Here is an 18,720-nt window from a genome sequence, read left to right as displayed (position 1 = left end):
CAGTTCACCGGCAGCTCCTTTTGACATACATACAATGATCTGCTTTTGTAAGCATGACGATGTAGTGCAACTAACTTGATTCTTTAGAGCATCGAGTGCAAATTCTGGAAAACTGTTAAAAATAATAGAAATACCATCCATAACTAGTTATTGATGGTACTGCAATTTCGATGTAAGTTGAAAAAAAATTCTTTATCTACCGTACAGTTTTTGAAGAACGAATAATCGCCATTAATCAGAGAAAACACTACTTTTCTTCGTAGTCAAAACTGTTGAAGACCTTTATGTTGAAAGAGTGGTCGACCTACTGGACTAGGATCGATACCGCGCGTTGTCTGCCAGTAATAAGTTGCTTTAATGTTACTTTGACGCCCCATGCGCAATCGCATGTGGTCATCAATTCCGGCAATTCTAACCTGGCAGGATTGCCAATTGTATATAGCCCATACGCATAAAAATGCGCTGCCACCATAAACATGTTACTGATGGGGAGGGGCCAAAGAGCGGTTTCGATATTATCGTATGAGTGCGTGAAGATACCGTCGGGATGCTTTTTAGCAAAATTATCGGTTACCATTTTAGCAAGGATCTTCGTCGGTCCAATTCCAGCACATGTCCAGACACCGGTCGAAAGCAAGACGGCGGGTTGTATTTGCTGAGCGATTTCTACCGGGGATCATTTTTTAACACTTGTGTTTAATAGTGTTGCCCACGATTCTACTAATTAGGAGGAAATACATTGACATACAAAAACGGAGAAACTATTCGCCCATCTCGTTTAAGCTTATTCGCACAGGATAACAAGAACGGTAATCCACTTCCCAATCAGTTAGTCTACGCTGAGGTTGGAGTCCCATACGATCCACCAGTTTTAATTGATAATCGTTTGCTTGAGCCTATCCGAGTCGCTTTACAACATTCAGATGCAATTTGTGCAGGTGACACAAACTGTCGTGATAGAGTTGAAGAAGTATTGCTTACTGCATTATCGAAGCTATTCTCCCTAGACATGCGGAATCTTTTCGCGCAAGTGCAAGAGAAGGCAAGGAGTCTTGTTACAAAGGGCTTGGAGAGTGTTCGGGAAAAATCGGGCACTCCACTAAGTGAAATTACCACTGATAAATTGGAACAACTCGTTCAAGAATCTATTATTGAGGCAGCAAACGCTTTGGGGTATGCGATTATTGAAAATAGTGAACATGGAATTACATGGGCACATTCGCTAGGCGTATTATCTACAGATTATATGGGATACTTATCGTTCGATCTATTAAATTTACCAGCCTATATTTATGAACTTGTCATTGAGGCGATTGAACTCCGAAAAACTGATCCGATGGCCAAGCGAAAGATAGGAATTTGGCTGTATCCCTTAGATCAACCTGAGAACAGGTTCGATGCGCTCGAGCAAGGACGCTTTACCACGGAAACAATTGTAGTGAGGCTAGTTATAGGAAATCACGCATTGCCCTCAGTGCTCAAAAACATGGGGATATTGTCGATGCAAAATCCGGGACTACCTGACTGGCGACTTTCGCCATCTTCTTTTGCAGCAAATCCTAAGACTTTGTTAGGTGAGAACGGTTGCGAAAACCTATTTCCTAGTAATCTTGCTATGCAAGAGTTTTACTTCTCTCAGCTTGTTGGGTTCACCGATATTAAGCCCAAGATAAATACTGATTATGCATCAAAGGTTAAGTTCGGCGTAGTTTATGAATATCGCCTTGCCTGGCATCCGCTTGGGCATTCTCTCGGTCAAATCCTTTATAGTTTACCGCTCGCACCAGGTGAATCCATTAATCTAGCTATTATTGATTGGGTACGTCAGGATTCCGCTCAGCGGAGCGAAACAACGACGGTTGATGAGTCTCTAGTCCACGAGCAACGAAGAGACCGTGCCATATCAGAAACTGTTGAAGCGTCCTTAGAAGAATGGCAGCGAGGCGGTAGCATAATGGGTGGGGTAGCTGCTTCTTACGGGACGGGAGGATTCGGTGCTTCCGGTGCTGTTGGTGGTGCTTATTCAACTTCTAGCGGAAATCGAGATATCGCTGCGGATACTGCTCAAAAAGTCGGAGACATCGTATCTCAAAAGAGCGCTTCCACAAGGGAACTCCACAGTACCATCGTCGTGCAATCTACGCAAACAGAAACTGAAAAAGTAGAAACACGAACTTTTGTCAACTACAATCATAGTCATACCCTTACAATCCTTTATTATGAAGTGTTGCGGCATTACAGGGTTGCAATTGAACTTGTTCGACGCCGTCCAGTTGCTTTAGTAAAGATGGATGACAAATGGAAGAGCTGCCTAAACCAAGAGGTCGTTGGTTCAGATGGGCCAGATTTACGACTAAATGCAAAACATGCTGAAAGTTTACTGAGACTTCGTCCCGTATTAGAACCAGCTCTTCTTGATCCACAATATAAAGAAGGCTTTAACGCACTTCAAAGAATTGTTCATCAGAATAAAATCGAAAGCGTAAAAAAATTCTTAAATATTAAAGATCCCGATCGAGGAAAGACGGAGTTTGTATTATTTGATATTCATATGCAAACCGGTGGGAATTTCGATCCTAATGCGACATTATACGGAGTTATATATAAGGATGCGAAATCCGGGTTGACTGAATTGAAAAACACAACGCATGCTTTTGATAAAGATGACCCGTCTAATACACGGTTAGGTCAATATGGTCAATTTCATTATAGTGAATATGATAATACCTTTTTTGTCGTTCCGGGCCAGGACACGGTAAAATGGGATGATATCTTTGCTTTTGGCCTGCAACTCTCTACACCAAATTCGGACTTATCGATCCAAAAAGTTTTAATTTTCGGATACACGAATGACGGCGTAAAAGAAATGCTTGTAGATTGGTCTGGTGACAAAATTTTTAGACCTAGTGCTACAACCACTCTGTATTTACCTATTTTGCGTCCCCCAGTTACCCCTCCGGTGCAACCGGATGTCGAAGATTACGTAAAAAGAGCCGAACTTCTCGACCACTTGGTTGATAAGCAGGACTACTATAATCGTATCTTATCAATTGCTAGTACTCCTGATGAACGTGCTGTAATGCTTGATAACATCAAGATATCCAATGACTCTTCAGCGACATTATTTGAAAAGATAGAGAATCGTCCAATAGGTTATTTGGGTAACTTCATCGCATATCCATTAACAGATCATGAATGGATCGAATCCATTGAAGAAGCAATGAATAAAGGTACCGCTCCAGATCCTAAGCCAGATGAGCGATTGGTGACCCTTCCGACACGTGGCGTTTTTGGTGAGGCGAAACTTGGCCACTGTAATGCATCAGAAGAAATCGATAATACCCGTTTCTGGGATTGGCAGCAATCCCCTATTCCACATCTTGCTCCGGAAATCGCACCTACGCAGACCGTTACACCTCAACCACAGTCTATGAATCTTTCGCCTACAAGCTTCCCTGCCAGTATGATAAACATCGTCAGTCCTCCATCTGCACCAGATCCTACCGGACTCGCTTCTGCGTTAACTGCATTAGCAACACCAAACATATTCCGTGACATGTCTGGAAGAACCGAGGTAGCTGATCTGCTCAAGCAGTTATCAACCAATTCAATTGAAATACAAGAAGCAGCTGCTAAAGCAAAAGAAATACAAAATAAATATGGTGAAAACTTATCAGCAACCGCACCTGTAACGACACCTTCTCGTTCTTCCACAACTGATCCTGTTGCAGATCAGAGAATCGCCCAGGCGCAAGCCACAAAAGCTGAAACAGAGGTAGAACAAGCACAAGTGGAGAACGCAAAATCAAGAGCACAAGCAGCGGTACAAACCTTACCACCTTCGAAACGTGGCCCAGCACTTGATACTGCCGCACAAACTCTTGCAGGCAACCCTATAAAGGAGAAAACAATTGTTTTCAAGACACAAGGTTTCGACGGACAGGTCATTCCAGGCGAATTATTTCTCACTGTCCATGATGTTGTTCAAGCAGATGATGTAATAAAGGGAGAAAAAGTTGGAATAAATAATAACGGGTATTTCAGTAAAAAAGTAACGTTCCCGGACGCCGAGCCAATATTGGATGCGAAGGTCGTTCGAGTTGCTACAGTTCCAATCGTTATATTGGATGAAACGTTCTCTTTACCAGCAATAAATATTCATAACAAAGACGGTTCCTACCCCGTCGGTAGAAACCACAGAGTTATCAATCTCACCTTAACTCAAGCACCACTTCCAGTAACATTTAAAGCGAAATCCACGAATGCGGCTGTTGATGAACTAATGCAAAAGACAGGGGGAGAGTTAGGTATAAATAAAGTTGTAGCAGCTAAAATAGTTGCAGATTACGAACAGAAAAATCAAATTACTCATGGCAATGAAGAGGAAAAGTCTTACACCTTTAATTTCCCTTCGCAAAATTACGAGTTGAAATTCAGCAGCCAGTAAAGATGCAGATAAGCCATTTAAAAGCCCGCATTCATTAGAATGTGGGCTTTTAAATGGCAATTCCTTTGAGTAAGGAGGTGTTGTTATGAGCAGCCTAATTTATTCCTTACAAGCGGAAAATTTGTAATGAAGAGTTTGGACAATACTGGCGATCGAATGTGCTGACCCAGTAATATATGTGCTGCGTGTATCTGACCCAGCTTAAGCAATGATGTACCTCGACAGGACCTTCAACTGGAGTTGCTTTCTTCATTTTTCTTTCATCGAGGGAAGCCCCTTTTCCTCTAGAAACTGAATTCCAGACCGATCTCTGGATTCATGAAAATACTCTCCCTCTCCTAGATCGACGGGTTATAGACACCCAAGGGATCGATCTGACCCGCCTACTGACAAATACACCACAAAAATAAAAGTGGTCAACCAGAAAACTGGCTGACCTCATATTACGAAGGAGTACGATAGTTCAATTCTTCGATCACACGTGGCACCAAATAGGGAAGACGGCGCGTAGTCGCTCCTTACCCTTGGCCGAATGTAAGTTCCTTCACTTTGTTTTTATCCAATCGTTTGATTACTTCGCTGATTAGCTTCACGGCATTTTCGAAATCCTCGCGGTGGAGAATCGCCGCATGCGAGTGAATATATCGCGTTGGAATACAAATCGCAAGCGACGGTACGCCGCCGGCTGTCACGTGAATGGCGCCCGCATCGGTGCCGCCTCCTGCGGTATAGTCGAATTGATAAGGAATGCCGAGCTCATCCGCTGTGTCGGTAACGAAGTTTCGTAGACGGCGATGCGAGATCATCGATCCGTCAAAAATGAGAATTTGCGGTCCTTTGCCCAGTTTGCCCAAGGCATCCTTCTCGCTCACACCTGGCGTATCGCCGGCGGTCGCTACGTCAACCGAGAAACCGATATCAGGTTGAATGATATTTGTGGCCGTTTTCGCTCCGCGTAAGCCGACTTCCTCTTGAACAGTGCCGACACCATAAACGGTATTCGGATGCTCGACGTTTTCCAATTGCTTCAGCACATCGATCGCGATGGCACAGCCGATGCGGTTATCCCATGCTTTGGCCATCAGCAGTTTTTCATTTTTCATCACAGTAAATTCGCAAACCGGTACGATGGAGTCGCCCGGGCGAACGCCGAACTCCGTAGCTTGCTCTTTGCTTTCCGCGCCGATATCGATGAACATCTCTTTTTTGTCAACTGGATTTTTGCGGGCTTCCGGCGATAAAATATGCGGCGGTTTCGAGCCGATCACGCCGGGAATGTTCCCCTTGTGCGTCATGATGGTCACCCGCTGCGCTTGCATCACTTGCTCCCACCAGCCGCCGAGCGCTTGAAAGTATAGGAAGCCTTTGTCGTCGATCCGCGTCACCATGAAACCGATTTCATCTAAATGTCCGGCTATCATAATTTTAGGCCCGTCCGGGGCTGTGCCTGTTTTTTTGGCGATCAAGCTGCCGAGATGATCAACCGTCACTTCGTCAGCGTATGGGGCAATGTGCTCCCGCATAACGTCGCGCACTTCGTCTTCGTGACCTGGTACGCCGTTGGCGTCGGTTAGGGCTTTTAACATTTGCAAGGTAGAGTCCAAGGATATTCCTCCTCCATTCATTTTGACTATCAATCTATTATATATGACGATACAGATCATGTCATTAACTGGAAAACGATCATCTTATTCGCTGCACACAGGCCCAATTTGCTGTCTTGCCTCGGCATCTAGAAACGGTTGTGCTCACGCTGTCCGATTTTTCATGCCTAATGTATTGGAATTATCGAAGGCTGTACTTACTTAATATCTTATAAGAAATTCTTGAAATCACAGAAATTTATCCAATACGGGGGTGCTATTATACAACTATAAATAGAGACGAGGTGAGGATATGCAAGCGAAATTGGCAGCGGACGCCATTCCCCGCTCCCAAAAGCGGAATTCATGGATAAGAACGATACAAAAGTATAAAGTGATGTATATTCTTTTGTTCCCGGCATTACTTTACTTTGCCATATTCAAATACATTCCTATGGCGGGAATCATCATTGCTTTTAAAAACTATAACCTGGCGTTGGGCTTGTGGGATAGCCCATGGGTGGGGTTGAAAAATTTTACGGATTTTATTAACGGCGTTTATTTCTGGGACATCATGAGAAATACGATCATCATATCGCTGTATAAGCTATTGTTCGGTTTCTCCGCACCCATCGTACTCGCTTTGCTTCTCAATGAAGTTTATACCCAATGGTTCAAGAAAATCGTACAAACGATCACGTATTTGCCCCATTTTCTGTCATGGGTCATCGTTTATGGACTGATGGTGGCATTATTAGCCCCAGGTGATGGCCTTTTTAATATGATTTTGAAGGAAAATGGTGTTCAACCCATCTCCTTCTTAACGGAACCTGCTTGGGGAAGACTGCTGGTCATCTCATCTGAAATATGGAAGGACATTGGATGGGGTGCGATACTGTACCTTGCCGCATTAGCAGGGATTGATCCAAGCTTATATGAAGCGGCTAGAATGGATGGCGCTTCCAAATGGAGACAGCTATGGCATGTCACATTACCTGGCATTCGAGGCGTCATTATTTTGATGCTGATTCTTAAATTGAGCCACATCCTGGACGCTGGTTTTGACCAAATCTTCATGTTTGCCAACAGTTTTAACCAGGAGAAGATCGATATTATCGACACATGGGTATACCGTGAAGGGTTGGAGCGTCTTAAGATTGGCTTGGCTACTGCTGTGGGGTTGTTTAAAGCTGTCATCGGATTTATTTTAGTGTTAGCTGCGAATAAGATTGCCAAAAAATTCGATGGGCAAATTTGGTGAGGTGGTATGAGATATGATTAAGCTGACGATCGGGGAAAAGGTATGGCAAGCAGCCGTTTATACGATTCTTATTCTACTATCACTGCTCTGCTTACTTCCCTTTCTATATGTGGTTGCTGTTTCGGTAACACCAGAATCAGAAGTGTTAAGAAGAGGGATTGTTATTCTACCAGAATCCTTTACCTTTGCAGCCTATAAAGAAGTATTCATTTCTCATGGGATAGGGCAGGCGTATAAAATTACGTTGTTTCGAACGATTGTAGGTACTGCGTTAAATGTGCTTTTTACAGTACTCGCGGCGTACCCGTTATCCAAAAAATATTTGCCGGGACGCAGTCCGTTTCTAATATTCATAGTGTTTACCATGATGTTCAGTGGGGGGTTAATTCCGACTTATTTGTTAGTCCGCTCGATGGGACTTCTAAATAGTCCTTGGGTATTGATTATTCCGCATCTGATTAGTGCATTTAATCTGGTGATCATTAAAGGCTTTTTCGAGCAATTGCCTGCTGAAATCGAGGAATCGTCGAGGGTCGACGGCGCAAGTGAACTTCAGTCGCTATGGAGAATCATTTTACCCCTTTCCTTGCCCGTCCTTGCCACCATTTCCTTATTTTACGCAGTAGGCCATTGGAACAGTTATTTTGATGCGATTGTGTACTTAAATGATTCGAGCCTAATGCCGCTTCAAGTTGTCTTGCGCAACATTCTGCTTAACGTCGCAACACAAAGCGCGGATTCGATGGCCAATTCCGGGGCGGTTAGCAAGTTCGCTGTGCAAATGGCCGCTGTCGTCGTGACGACGGTTCCGATTTTGATCGTTTATCCCTTCATGCAGAAGCATTTTACGAAGGGTGTGCTCTTGGGCTCGATTAAAGGTTAAAAGGCAATTCTTATCTAGGTTGTTACGGGACACCGTGATAATATATATACAAGCTAAAGGAGAGGTCAATATGCAACGTAAAAAGATTTCATTACTTGTTCTGACTGCTATTGTTGGGCTGGGAACGCTATTGTCAGGATGCGGGGACCAAGAAGAAGTTAAACCGACAGCTTCGAACAGTCCTCAATCCGAGGCAAGTAAGTCTGCGAACAAAATGAAAATCACGATGTTTAACCAAGGTACTTTCAATGCTGCCGCTCCGATACCTCCACGTGAAGAAGATATTCAACGCCAAATGTTAGAAAAAGCATTGGACATCGACTTGGATATGATGATTCCTCAAGCTGGGCAAGCAACAACCAAACTGAATACGCTCATTGCAGGCGGGGATATTCCAGATCTGATCTTTTTGAAGAGTCGGGCTGATCTCGCGCAATATTATGACCAAGGCGTACTCGCGGATTTGACACCGTATCTGGATCAATTTCCTGAATTGCAGAAACGTTTTAGCACCGATTCCTGGGAGGCGATGTCCTATCAAGGAAAAACCATTGGAGTTCCAGGTTATGATAATGTAAATGGTATTAGTCGAAGCTTCTTCATCCGCAATGATTGGCTGAAAAAGCTGAATATGGAAGTGCCAACGACACCTGATGAGCTGTTTGAAGTTATGAAAGCCTTTACAGAGAAAGACCCAGACGGTAATGGCAAGAACGATACGTACGGATTCATCGGCGGTATGAATAAAGAAGGTAATCTGCAAACCTACGGGTTCGATAGCTTGATGTGGATGTTTGGTGTCAATCCTCCTTCGGCCATTGAAGTGAAAGATAATCAACCGATATTCCTATTTATCGATCCCAAAATGAAAGAGGCGCTTGCTTACATTCATAAAATGATGGAAGCCAATGTGGTAGACCCCGACTGGGTGACGATGAATACGCCTGATTTGTTGGACCAAAAGTTATTTAAGGGTAAAGTTGGCTTCATGATAAGAGATGCCCGTAGGCTGGAACCGGATTATCAGCAGAAAATGAAAGAGATCAGTGGAGAGGTGCCGGAATGGATCGTCATTCCTCCAATGAAAGGGCCTTACGGCGATCAAATCGTGGAGAGAAAATCGTTCCAAGGCAATTCATGGGCCATTTCCGCGAAAGCGGATAAGGACAAAATCATTCGGATCTTGTCCATGCTGAATTATCTCTTTACGGACAAAGAAGCCTATCCGAATTTTGCATACGGAATTAAAGGGATTCATTGGGATGTGGTAGACGGCAAGATCAAAAATAAAACCTCCGAATTATCGAAAGAAATGAAAGAAAAGTACCTATGGGTCGATCATTATAGAATGCCTCGCCGTGGTGATGATGCGGAGTACTTCAGCTTCCAAAATCCTAAGACAACAGAAGCCTTCACGAATAATCAGCAATATGTGGGGCCAACGTTGCCCGGGAATTTATTGACCGCAGACCCCAGCGATACCTTGGCAGCTGACCGCACACGTTTCATTAATGAAAGCTTAGTCAAATTTATGACGGGCAAAGAACCTCTTTCCAACTGGGACAATTTCCTCCAAACGTTGGATACCAAGTTTGACATGCAGAAATATAAGGAAACAGCAATCAAGCAATTTAAAGAAGCCGGCATCATCAAGTAAAATAAGCGAAGAGAGTGGCTATTATAGCCCCTCTCTTTATTGTTATATGCTATTCTTAGTTTAATACGGAATTAAAAGGAAGATGATGGATGCGAAGAAGAATCAGCTTGCCTTTAAAATTATTTTTTATCGTGTTTGCGTTTGTGTTAAGCTGCATCGTCTTGATCAGCCAATTGTCGTATCGCTATGTCCAAAAGGAAATAAGAACCAATGATATTTTTTACACCAACCAAATACTTGACAAGGTTGATCAGTATTTTACGGTTAATTTCTCCTCCTTCCAGACGATCCTGTTCTCGGTCGAAACATCGGTGAAAGCCAACATTGACAATCCAGAAGTGATTAAAAAGCAATTAAGAGAGCTCTATGAACTCAACAGTAATTACGTCAGTAATATTTATTTGATCAAAAGCGATTTATCCATTCTAGGCGGAAGTACACCTACTCGAATATTCGATGAACCTTTATCGGAAAGAGAACCTTTGTTTGAAGCGGCTGACAAGAACAAAAGGACTACCTTTGTCAGTGATCCTTACAAATCTAAGTATTCCGGCTGGACAGTTACGATGGTTCGATATCTGAACGGCGCTCCGTTTCCTATGGCCATTGCGGTAGATTTGGATCTAAATGCCATGGAAGAAACCTTGTTCAAGATTAATAAACAAGAACAAATGAATCTGGCTCTAATCACCGCATCGGGTGAAATCATTGCCGGATTTTCTGAAAATAAAGGACCACTGAATAATCAAGATCATACGTTTTCAATCGGGGAAACGTCAGCGGAACAAATTCTAGATACGACAGATACAAGCTTTCAACTGCATACCAAGGATGGCATTCCGGTCACCCTTCTGAAAAAACCGATGGAGAAATTCAACTGGACCATCATCTCGATCAACGATGAATCACGCTTGAAAGCTGCTTTGTCCAGATTGGAAACCTATTATTTCGAGCTTCTAGCTGCAGGTCTTCTCTTAAGTTTGTTCATTTCTTTTTTTATTGCCAAATACATAAGGAACCCACTCTATGCGCTCAAAACAAAAATGAAGCGGGTGGAGCAAGGCTTCCTGACAACTACAATAACAATTAACCGAAACGATGAGTTTGGTGATCTTTCTCGAGCCTTCGATCGTATGCTGCAGCAAATTGTGGAACTGATTCGGCGAGTGGAGCTTCATAATGAACTTGAGCGGAAGCTGGAAATCCAAGTGCTGCAGTCTCAAATAAATCCTCATTTTCTGTATAACACGCTTGGTTCGATCAGCAATGTTATACGCCTCGGACAAATAGAGAAAGTAGATGTGGTGATCGGGTCTCTTATTTCATTATTGGAATACGGGATTGATGACGCTTCGGAGAAGGTTTCACTACATCAGGAATTGCGAAATGTATCGGACTATATCGAGATCCAGAACATCCGCTATAACCGAAACTTCCAATTGATTGAGAATATCGAAGCAGGGTTACTAGATTTTCCGGTTTTTCGAATGCTGCTGCAGCCCCTTGTGGAGAATAGTATCTTCCATGGTTATAACGGAGGGGGGATCGAAGGCCCTATTACAATTCATGCGTACAGGGAGGGCGGCATCGTCATCATCGAAGTCGTTGATCAAGGCGAGGGAATTCCAACGGATAAAATAAAACATATTTTAAATTCAGAACCGAGTAATGTGGAAGTGAAAAGGAAAAGAATCGGATTAAATAATATTCATGGCCGAATAAGACTTCACTACGGAGAACAGTTCGGGCTCCAAATTATAAGTATACCTAAGGAAATAACCCGTGTTCGCGCTTTATTCCCAGCAGGCTTGTATAAAGGAGATGCATGATAGTGAGAAACTACACCTGCTTCATAGTTGACGATGAGGATCTAATCATTCAGAGATTGGAATTGTTTTTTAACGAGCTCTCCCTTAGGGATAGGCGATTTCTTTTAGTGGGAAAAGCGAATAATGGGCTGGATGGGATCGAGGAGATCGTAAAGCTTAAGCCGGATATCGTGATATCTGATATCGTTATGCCGCGAATGGATGGGATTTCCATGATTGAGCAGTTAAAGCCAGAGCTTCCCCATATCCAATACATTCTTTTGACCGCCTATTCATCCTTTGAATACGCCCAGAGAGCTATTCAAGCCAACGTATTGGAGTACATTGTTAAGGTTCCGCTCAGGGAAGCGGATTTGGATCGAGCTTTAGATAAGGCAGCCGGGATTTTAAATGAGGTTAAGAAAAAAGAAGCGGAATTTCAATCGTTAAACGTATCCGTTCTTGAAAATAAATATAGAGTCCGCAAGCAATTTTTTAACGAGCTGATCAGAGGCGAAATTCCTTCTCATCGGGCATCGGATTTTGCCAATCGCATGCAGTTCCATTTCTTTCAAGCCAACTATTGCTGCTTCATTGTTGAAATGAATCTGTATGAAAGTTTCCGAAACGAATACGCAGCAGCTGATCAAAACATCTTGAAATATGCGATGACGAATATCATCGAAGAAACGGTGATGAATGGTGGCAGAGGTGTAGCTGCGGAGCTATCCGATAATCGTTTTATAGGCTTTCTTTCCTGGGAAAATAATCGCAGTGATATGGAAACGGAATATGCTTGCCAGTCATTGGGAGGCCAGATCATCTCTCATTTGCATCAATATTTGAATCAAAGGGTATCCGTCGCTTTTGGAGGTCCGCACCGAGGCTGGGAATCCATCAAAGAAGCATACACGGAAGCTAAAAATGTGAGTGACGATTTCTATTATCATACCGAGAAAGTAGTAAAAACACCCGTACATCGGTTCCAGTACCATAATGACAGAAAAGAGGACTTTCAGCAGAAACTAGCTGATTTTCTTGCTTGGGTGAAAAGAAAGGTTTCCAAAGAAGAGCTGGAGAAAGAATTTGCTGATTTGAACCAATTTGTTACGGACCATAAAATCCATAAGTCTATCATGGCACCCATGCTGCGAGACTTGTACAGAGACATTACTGTGAAGTTTAAATCGGGGAACAAGTTGACCATGGAAGTAGCAGAGTTTCCCATAGAATTTATGGCTTTTCGGGAGCAGCTTGCCTATATTGGTGACTTCACATTCGAATATGTACACGCTGGCCAACTTGTACATCGTGCAGAAATCATGCGTGCTATGCAGTTTATAGAGAAGAACCTCAAACAGCGATTAACGTTGGAGACTATTGCCGAGGAAGTGAATTTAGCACCTTCGTACTTTAGCAGCTTATTCAAAAAAACAATGAACGAAGGCGTGATCAGCTACATTAACCGTAAAAAAATTCAATTGGCTCTCGAGCTGTTAAATGTTCAGGATTACTCTTTATTGGAATTGTGTGAGGAAGTGGGAATTGTCAATGAAGGTTACTTTTGCAAATTATTTAAAGAATATACGGGCGATACGCCTAAGCAATATCGGATAAAAATGACACGGTATGCATCCAAATAAGGTTGCAAAAAATGTATGATTTTTTCGCGAAATCATGTAAAAAAAAAGGAATCAAAAGGATTACCATGATAGAAGGATCTAATCATGGAGGTTATCAAAATGGAGCTTATTAAAGCAGATGTAACCGTCGTAGGCGGAGGTATTGCTGGGATATGCGCTGCCATTGCTGCCGCACGCCAAGGGCTGCAGGTTTCACTTATTAATGATCGACCGGTTCTTGGGGGAAATGCGAGCAGTGAGGTCAGGGTTCATATCAACGGATCGGCATATCTCGGAAACAGTCCATCCTATTATGCACGTGAGGGCGGGTTGGTGGAAGAACTCAAGCTGAAGATTTTTCACTATAATCCGTTATACAACAAGAAGCTTATGCTTTCGCTTTCGGATACAGTCTTGTTGGATATGGTCTATGATGAGCCTAACATTTCTCTATTTCTGAATACATGCGTGCATGAAACGGGCATGGAGAACGGCAGAATTAAATGGGTGGAGGGCCTTCAATTGGCTTCCGAAAGAAAATTTCGTTTTGAAAGCCGGACTTACATCGATTGCTCAGGAGATGGCGTTGTCGGATATCAAGCAGGTGCCCACTTCCGATGGGGGAGAGAAGCGAAGCATGAATACAAGGAAGAATTGGCTCCTGAAGTGGCGGACCATTACACCATGGGCGATACGATCCTGTTTCAAGCCCGTGACGTAGACTATTCCGTTCCATACAAAAGGCCTGGCTTTGCGTATGATATTACGAAGTTGCCCTTTTTCGATAGTATCAGAAAAGGCTTAAACCATCGGGCTTTTCCAAGAAAAATCAACGGGCTTGGCGGATTGTGGTGGCTGGAATACGGCGGACATCTGGATATTATCAAGAATAATGAAGACATCGCATTGGAACTGCGAAAATTGGTGTACGGGATTTGGGATTATATCAAAAATAGCGGCGAATTTGATGATGTAGACAATCTCATTTTGGATTATGTATGCCCGATTCCGGGAAAGCGGGAGTCGAGGCGGTTTATTGGGGATCACATGTTGTCTCAGAACGATCTTACAGCAAAGCCGCATTTCGAAGATGCTGTATCCGTCGGAGGATGGTATATGGATTTACATGCGAATAAGGGCATCTACGATGAGGGGCCGGCTACAGCATGGAATTTCGTGCCTGGATTGTACAATATCCCTTTCCGCAGTTTATATTCACGAAATATTCCTAATCTCATGTTCGCTGGTCGCAATATCAGTGCTACCCATGTGGCTTTCGGATCTACCAGGGTCATGGCAACCTGCGGTTGTATGGGGCAGGCGGTTGGAACGGCTGCTTCGTTATGCTTGAAATATGAGGTAGACCCCGCGGCCATCCTCGAAGCTCATATGGGGGAGCTGCAGGCGCTGCTGCTTCGAGACGGTCAAACGATTGTAGGGCTTCAAGAGGAATTGGATCCTTACTTCGCTGACGGATTAACTATTCGTGCCTCGTCTCAGCGCAGCTATGACAATCTTCATCCAACCTTAGAGATTTCCTTGGAGAAAGGGTTATGTTTGGTCTTGCCGATTCAGACATCCGTGGCTGAAAGCGTACGGATCAAAATTAAAAATATGTCCGAGCATTCGGAGACGCTGCATGTGAAGCTGTTTGGCGGGGAACGGAAGGAAAACTATATTCCCACCAGTGCGTTGAAAGATTACCGCTTGGTTATTGCAGCCGGTCATGACGACTGGATTACGCTAGACTTGGGCTGCAAGAAGCCTGCTGACGACAAAATCTACATCGTATTGGAAGGTACGGCGAGCCTTGCCGTATACGGCAATGAAGAGAAAATGACAGGAGCGGTCAGCTTCCATTATAGGCCGGAAGAGCCGTCCAGGCTGAAGAAATTCAATAAGAGCATTTGCTTCAAGGATCTGTTACCATCCCAGAATATGTATAATCCCGAGAATGTCGTCAACGGTTTCTCTAGACCTTATGGTCTGCCGAACGGCTGGATTTCTGAACGTACGGAAGGACAGGAATGGTTGGAGTTCTGTTTTGCAAGTCCCAAACATGTAGACGAAATCCATCTTGTTTTCAATTCACAGTTGGATTTGGAGCATTTCGACGATCCTATCGAGCCACTTATCCAAGATTATGATGTGACCTTGACCTTAGAAGACGGAACCGAGAGTGAAATCATCATCCGTGGGAACTATCTTACGTTGAATAAACATAAGGTGGATGCGGAACGTGTAACCAGAATCCGGATAGATTTCTGCGCAACGTATGGTTCTCCTTATTATGAAGTGTTTGCTGTAAAATGGTTTGCTCCAAAAACGATAAGTGAGGTCAGGTGAAGTCGTGATGAAGGAATTATTCCCTCGAAGAGGACTGCCTAATGTCATTCCTAAGTTAGAAAATGGGGATACAGTAACAATCGTCTATTTTGGCGGCAGTAATACGCGTTCTGAAGGATACAGGGTCATGACGGTGGATTGGCTTCGAGAGCAATATCCCAATGCGGATATCCGTTCTGTGAATGCAGGCATTTCTGGGACAGGATCGGACCTCGGCTGCGCCCGTTTGGAGATGGATGTGCTGCGTCATCAGCCTGATCTCGTGTTTGTTGAATTTGTTGGTAACGATGGCGGAGTTCCCGAATCCAAGGCGCGGATCGAAGGAATTGTCCGACAGATCCGCAAGCGCAGCCGGTTTACCGATATTCTGTTCGTTTATACGCTGAAGGAGCGGGATGTGGCCCTATTTCAGTCTGGGGAATACCAGAAGGGGGCTCTCATGCAAGAGGAAGTGGCCGATTATTACGGTATTCCTTCGATTCATCTGGGCGTAGCGGTCAGTCAACTGGTGTCCGAGGGAAAGCTCATTTTCACCTCTAGTGCAGACCAGTCCAATCCAGGAGCAGTTATTTTTACGCATGATTCGATCCATCCGACAATTCCCGAAGGACATCAGATCTACACGGATACGATCACCCGGTCATTTGAGAAAATGAGCGAACTTCGAGATCATCTGGGAAGGTTGGAACATCACTTGCCTCAGAATCCGTTGGTCCCGTCTAATCCTTGGGAGTATGCGACCATGCTGTCACTGGATCGTCTTACTCATTTTTCCGCAGGATGGTCTTACATGACGCCCGATGATTGTGCTTTAGTGCGCGAGTACAATTGGTTGTTCCCCGGCCTATGGCGAGCAGTCAATGCTGGAGAGGCTATTACAGTGCAGTTCGAGGGAACTCATATCGGGTTATTCGATATCGGGGGGCCAGATTCTGGCAGATTGAAGGTATCGGTGGATGGCGGGGAACCCTTTGTTGTCGATCGATTTACACCACACAACGATCATAATCGAAATCAGTATGTATTCTTGCCGGAGCTCCCGAATGGGAAACATACGGTTCGCTTCGAAGTCGATACCGAGAAGACAGACAAAGCGGCCGTGTTTGAGGAATGCGGCAATGAACGAAGTAGAGAGCATGTTCGGCAGCATCCAGATTGGTATGATCAAACGGTGATCCAGCTTGGGAAGTTGTTATTGGTGCAGCCGCCATTATAATTGATGATTAAGCTTTGTCCACTTGGAAGACCTACATCCTATCTGACTGCAGTTGAGCGGTTAGTTATGATGTAGGTTTCTTTTTTACATAAAATCGTATAAGAAATTCTTGAAATGAAATGTTTATTATCATGGAAGAGATTTGGAGATTTTTGCACCAGAACCTAGAAGTTTATTATACAATATACACAAACAGTAAATGGTTTATTTTGGATATGAGTCCTAATAAGAGTCGCTTTTACTATTTTATAGGTTGGAGGAGTTATGTACAAAATTGCTGTAGTCGATGATGAGGAGTTAGTGCGAGAAGGTATTGAAGAGCTCATTCATTGGAAGGATCATGGGTTCATTTTCATAGGCAGCTTTGAAAATGGTCTTGAAGCCATGGAAGCATTTGAAGAGCATATACCTGATGTGGTTTTGACTGACATATATATGCCTTTTATGGATGGACTTGAGCTAACACGTCAAATTTTTGATAAATATCCTTATGTCAAAGTCGTTGTGCTGACAGGTTATGATGAATTCGAATATGTACAGCAGGCAATTAAGCTAAAGGTTTATGATTATTTGTTGAAGCCCATTTCTTCTAGTCAATTACGGGATGTACTTAATAAAGTGAAATTAGACATGGATGAGGAATTTAGACAGAAAGAGGATTTGAATAAGCTTAAAAGTCAACTCAATCTAAGTTTTCCGCTTCTTAGAGAACGATTTCTTGAATCGATGGTCACTAACGTTTTAAAGAAAGAAGTATTGAATGAGAAACTTGCCCTTTTTAATATTCAACTGTCTAGATCTTTCTTTATGGCGGTTGTCATTGATATCGATGATTTTGGTGAGCGAAGCAACTCATTCTCAGTGATCGAACAGGAACTGATGCGCTTCGCTGTCTGTAATATCGTCGAAGAAATCATGGGAGAGAAGAAGGGCGGCATCGTATTTCGGAGCCGTGACGACAAAATTGTATCCATACTTTCTAGCGATGATATGAACAGCGTTTATGCATTGGCTCAGGCTCTCTCAGAAGAAACGCGTCAATGTGTGAAGAAGTTTCTGAAATTTACAGTAACCATCGGAATTGGAAGCGCTTGCGTTTCCTTGCAAGAAATCGCCGTATCGTATCAAAAAGCGATTTCAGCGCTAGATTATCGCTTTTTAATAGGTAAAGACAATGTGATATCTCTTTCCGATCTGGAAGGATCTGATAAAAGTCCTGTTGAAATTTCGAACGATTGGGAAAAAAAGCTGGTTTTGGCTTTGAAAACAGGTACAGCAGAAGAGGTTGATCTCGTTATTGAAGATTGTATAAGAAATTTAAAGCTGGCACGAATTCCGATGCAGACGTGTTTGATTTATATTCAAAAAATCGGCATAACGCTTATGAGTACAATTAATGAATTGGGGGGATTGGAGTTATTTATAAATCCGATTAATCCTTTTGACGAAATATTCACATTTAAGACATTGATCGATATCGAATTGTGGCTAAAAGGAATTTGTAAACAGCTAATCGGATGTATTACAGGAAAAAGGAACAATATCTCGAAAAATAAAGTCATTTTGGCTGAAGACTATATCATGGGCAACTATTCAAAAGAAACTTTATCTGTAAACGATGTGTGCCAGCATCTTCAAATGAGTCCAAGCTATTTTGGTACAATCTTTAAATCGCATACCGGGGAAACTTTCATTGAATATCTCACTCGAATCCGGATAGAGAAGGCCATGGAGTTGTTGAAATATTCCGATTTCAAAACGTATGAAATTGCGAACAAAACAGGTTATCGAGATCCTCACTATTTTAGTTTAATATTCAAAAAAAGAACGGGTCTCTCATCAACAGAGTATCGTGAGAAAATTAGAAGCGAATTGAAGAACGGGTTGGAAGGGTGAA

10 protein-coding genes are annotated in these 18,720 nt (G+C 43.1%); 9 read left to right on the top strand and 1 reads right to left on the bottom strand.

What is annotated here, in order from left to right:
• The first annotated feature begins 739 nt into the window (after positions 1 to 739).
• Positions 740 to 4,447 carry a hypothetical protein gene (locus ACFQZR_RS21170; RefSeq protein ID WP_379349647.1) on the top strand — a complete coding sequence of 1,236 codons (3,708 nt, stop codon included), beginning with the start codon at positions 740 to 742 and terminating at the stop codon, positions 4,445 to 4,447.
• A 518-nt stretch (positions 4,448 to 4,965) separates the two neighbouring features.
• Here ACFQZR_RS21170 and ACFQZR_RS21165 read toward each other — a convergent pair.
• On the bottom strand, positions 4,966 to 6,072 hold the full coding sequence (locus tag ACFQZR_RS21165; RefSeq protein WP_379349645.1) for a M42 family metallopeptidase: 1,107 nt from the start codon (positions 6,070 to 6,072) through the stop codon (positions 4,966 to 4,968).
• Between the two features lie 271 nt (positions 6,073 to 6,343).
• Here ACFQZR_RS21165 and ACFQZR_RS21160 point away from each other — a divergent pair, with 271 nt between their 5' ends.
• The 8 genes from ACFQZR_RS21160 to ACFQZR_RS21125 all read left to right on the top strand — a co-directional run bounded on the left by ACFQZR_RS21160 (position 6,344) and on the right by ACFQZR_RS21125 (position 18,719).
• Complete coding sequence (locus ACFQZR_RS21160; RefSeq protein WP_379349643.1) at positions 6,344 to 7,291, top strand: ABC transporter permease; 948 nt, start codon at positions 6,344 to 6,346, stop codon at positions 7,289 to 7,291.
• A 13-nt stretch (positions 7,292 to 7,304) separates the two neighbouring features.
• Entirely contained in the window at positions 7,305 to 8,174 is an 870-nt protein-coding gene (locus tag ACFQZR_RS21155) for a carbohydrate ABC transporter permease (protein WP_379349641.1), read from the top strand.
• Between the two features lie 70 nt (positions 8,175 to 8,244).
• Positions 8,245 to 9,831 carry an extracellular solute-binding protein gene (locus tag ACFQZR_RS21150; protein WP_379349639.1) on the top strand — a complete coding sequence of 529 codons (1,587 nt, stop codon included), beginning with the start codon at positions 8,245 to 8,247 and terminating at the stop codon, positions 9,829 to 9,831.
• Positions 9,832 to 9,920: 89 nt separating this feature from the next.
• Positions 9,921 to 11,660: a sensor histidine kinase gene (locus ACFQZR_RS21145; RefSeq protein WP_379349636.1), complete on the top strand. Its 1,740-nt coding sequence runs from the start codon at positions 9,921 to 9,923 to the stop codon at positions 11,658 to 11,660.
• Entirely contained in the window at positions 11,657 to 13,282 is a 1,626-nt protein-coding gene (locus tag ACFQZR_RS21140; RefSeq protein ID WP_379349634.1) for a response regulator, read from the top strand. The genes ACFQZR_RS21145 and ACFQZR_RS21140 overlap by 4 nt, the downstream gene beginning before the upstream one ends.
• An 84-nt stretch (positions 13,283 to 13,366) precedes the next feature.
• Positions 13,367 to 15,607, top strand: coding sequence for an FAD-dependent oxidoreductase (locus tag ACFQZR_RS21135; protein WP_379349632.1), 2,241 nt, complete (start codon positions 13,367 to 13,369; stop codon positions 15,605 to 15,607).
• Positions 15,608 to 15,614: 7 nt separating this feature from the next.
• On the top strand, positions 15,615 to 16,823 hold the full coding sequence (locus ACFQZR_RS21130) for an SGNH/GDSL hydrolase family protein (RefSeq protein ID WP_379349630.1): 1,209 nt from the start codon (positions 15,615 to 15,617) through the stop codon (positions 16,821 to 16,823).
• A gap of 264 nt (positions 16,824 to 17,087) precedes the next feature.
• Positions 17,088 to 18,719, top strand: coding sequence for a response regulator (locus ACFQZR_RS21125; RefSeq protein WP_379349628.1), 1,632 nt, complete (start codon positions 17,088 to 17,090; stop codon positions 18,717 to 18,719).
• Position 18,720 lies beyond the last annotated feature (1 nt).

It is taken from the genome of Paenibacillus sp. GCM10027629 (assembly GCF_042676425.1).
Lineage (GTDB): Bacteria > Bacillota > Bacilli > Paenibacillales > Paenibacillaceae > Paenibacillus_K > Paenibacillus_K terrigena.
This window is presented reverse-complemented; position numbering and strand designations above follow the sequence as displayed.

Coding starts and splice junctions, on each gene's coding strand:
- ACFQZR_RS21165 (WP_379349645.1), bottom strand. CDS start 6,072: ATGAATGGAGGAGGAATATCCTTGGACTCTACCTTGCAAATGTTAAAA.
- ACFQZR_RS21160 (WP_379349643.1), top strand. CDS start 6,344: ATGCAAGCGAAATTGGCAGCGGACGCCATTCCCCGCTCCCAAAAGCGG.
- ACFQZR_RS21155 (WP_379349641.1), top strand. CDS start 7,305: ATGATTAAGCTGACGATCGGGGAAAAGGTATGGCAAGCAGCCGTTTAT.
- ACFQZR_RS21150 (WP_379349639.1), top strand. CDS start 8,245: ATGCAACGTAAAAAGATTTCATTACTTGTTCTGACTGCTATTGTTGGG.
- ACFQZR_RS21145 (WP_379349636.1), top strand. CDS start 9,921: ATGCGAAGAAGAATCAGCTTGCCTTTAAAATTATTTTTTATCGTGTTT.
- ACFQZR_RS21140 (WP_379349634.1), top strand. CDS start 11,657: ATGATAGTGAGAAACTACACCTGCTTCATAGTTGACGATGAGGATCTA.
- ACFQZR_RS21135 (WP_379349632.1), top strand. CDS start 13,367: ATGGAGGTTATCAAAATGGAGCTTATTAAAGCAGATGTAACCGTCGTA.
- ACFQZR_RS21130 (WP_379349630.1), top strand. CDS start 15,615: ATGAAGGAATTATTCCCTCGAAGAGGACTGCCTAATGTCATTCCTAAG.
- ACFQZR_RS21125 (WP_379349628.1), top strand. CDS start 17,088: ATGTACAAAATTGCTGTAGTCGATGATGAGGAGTTAGTGCGAGAAGGT.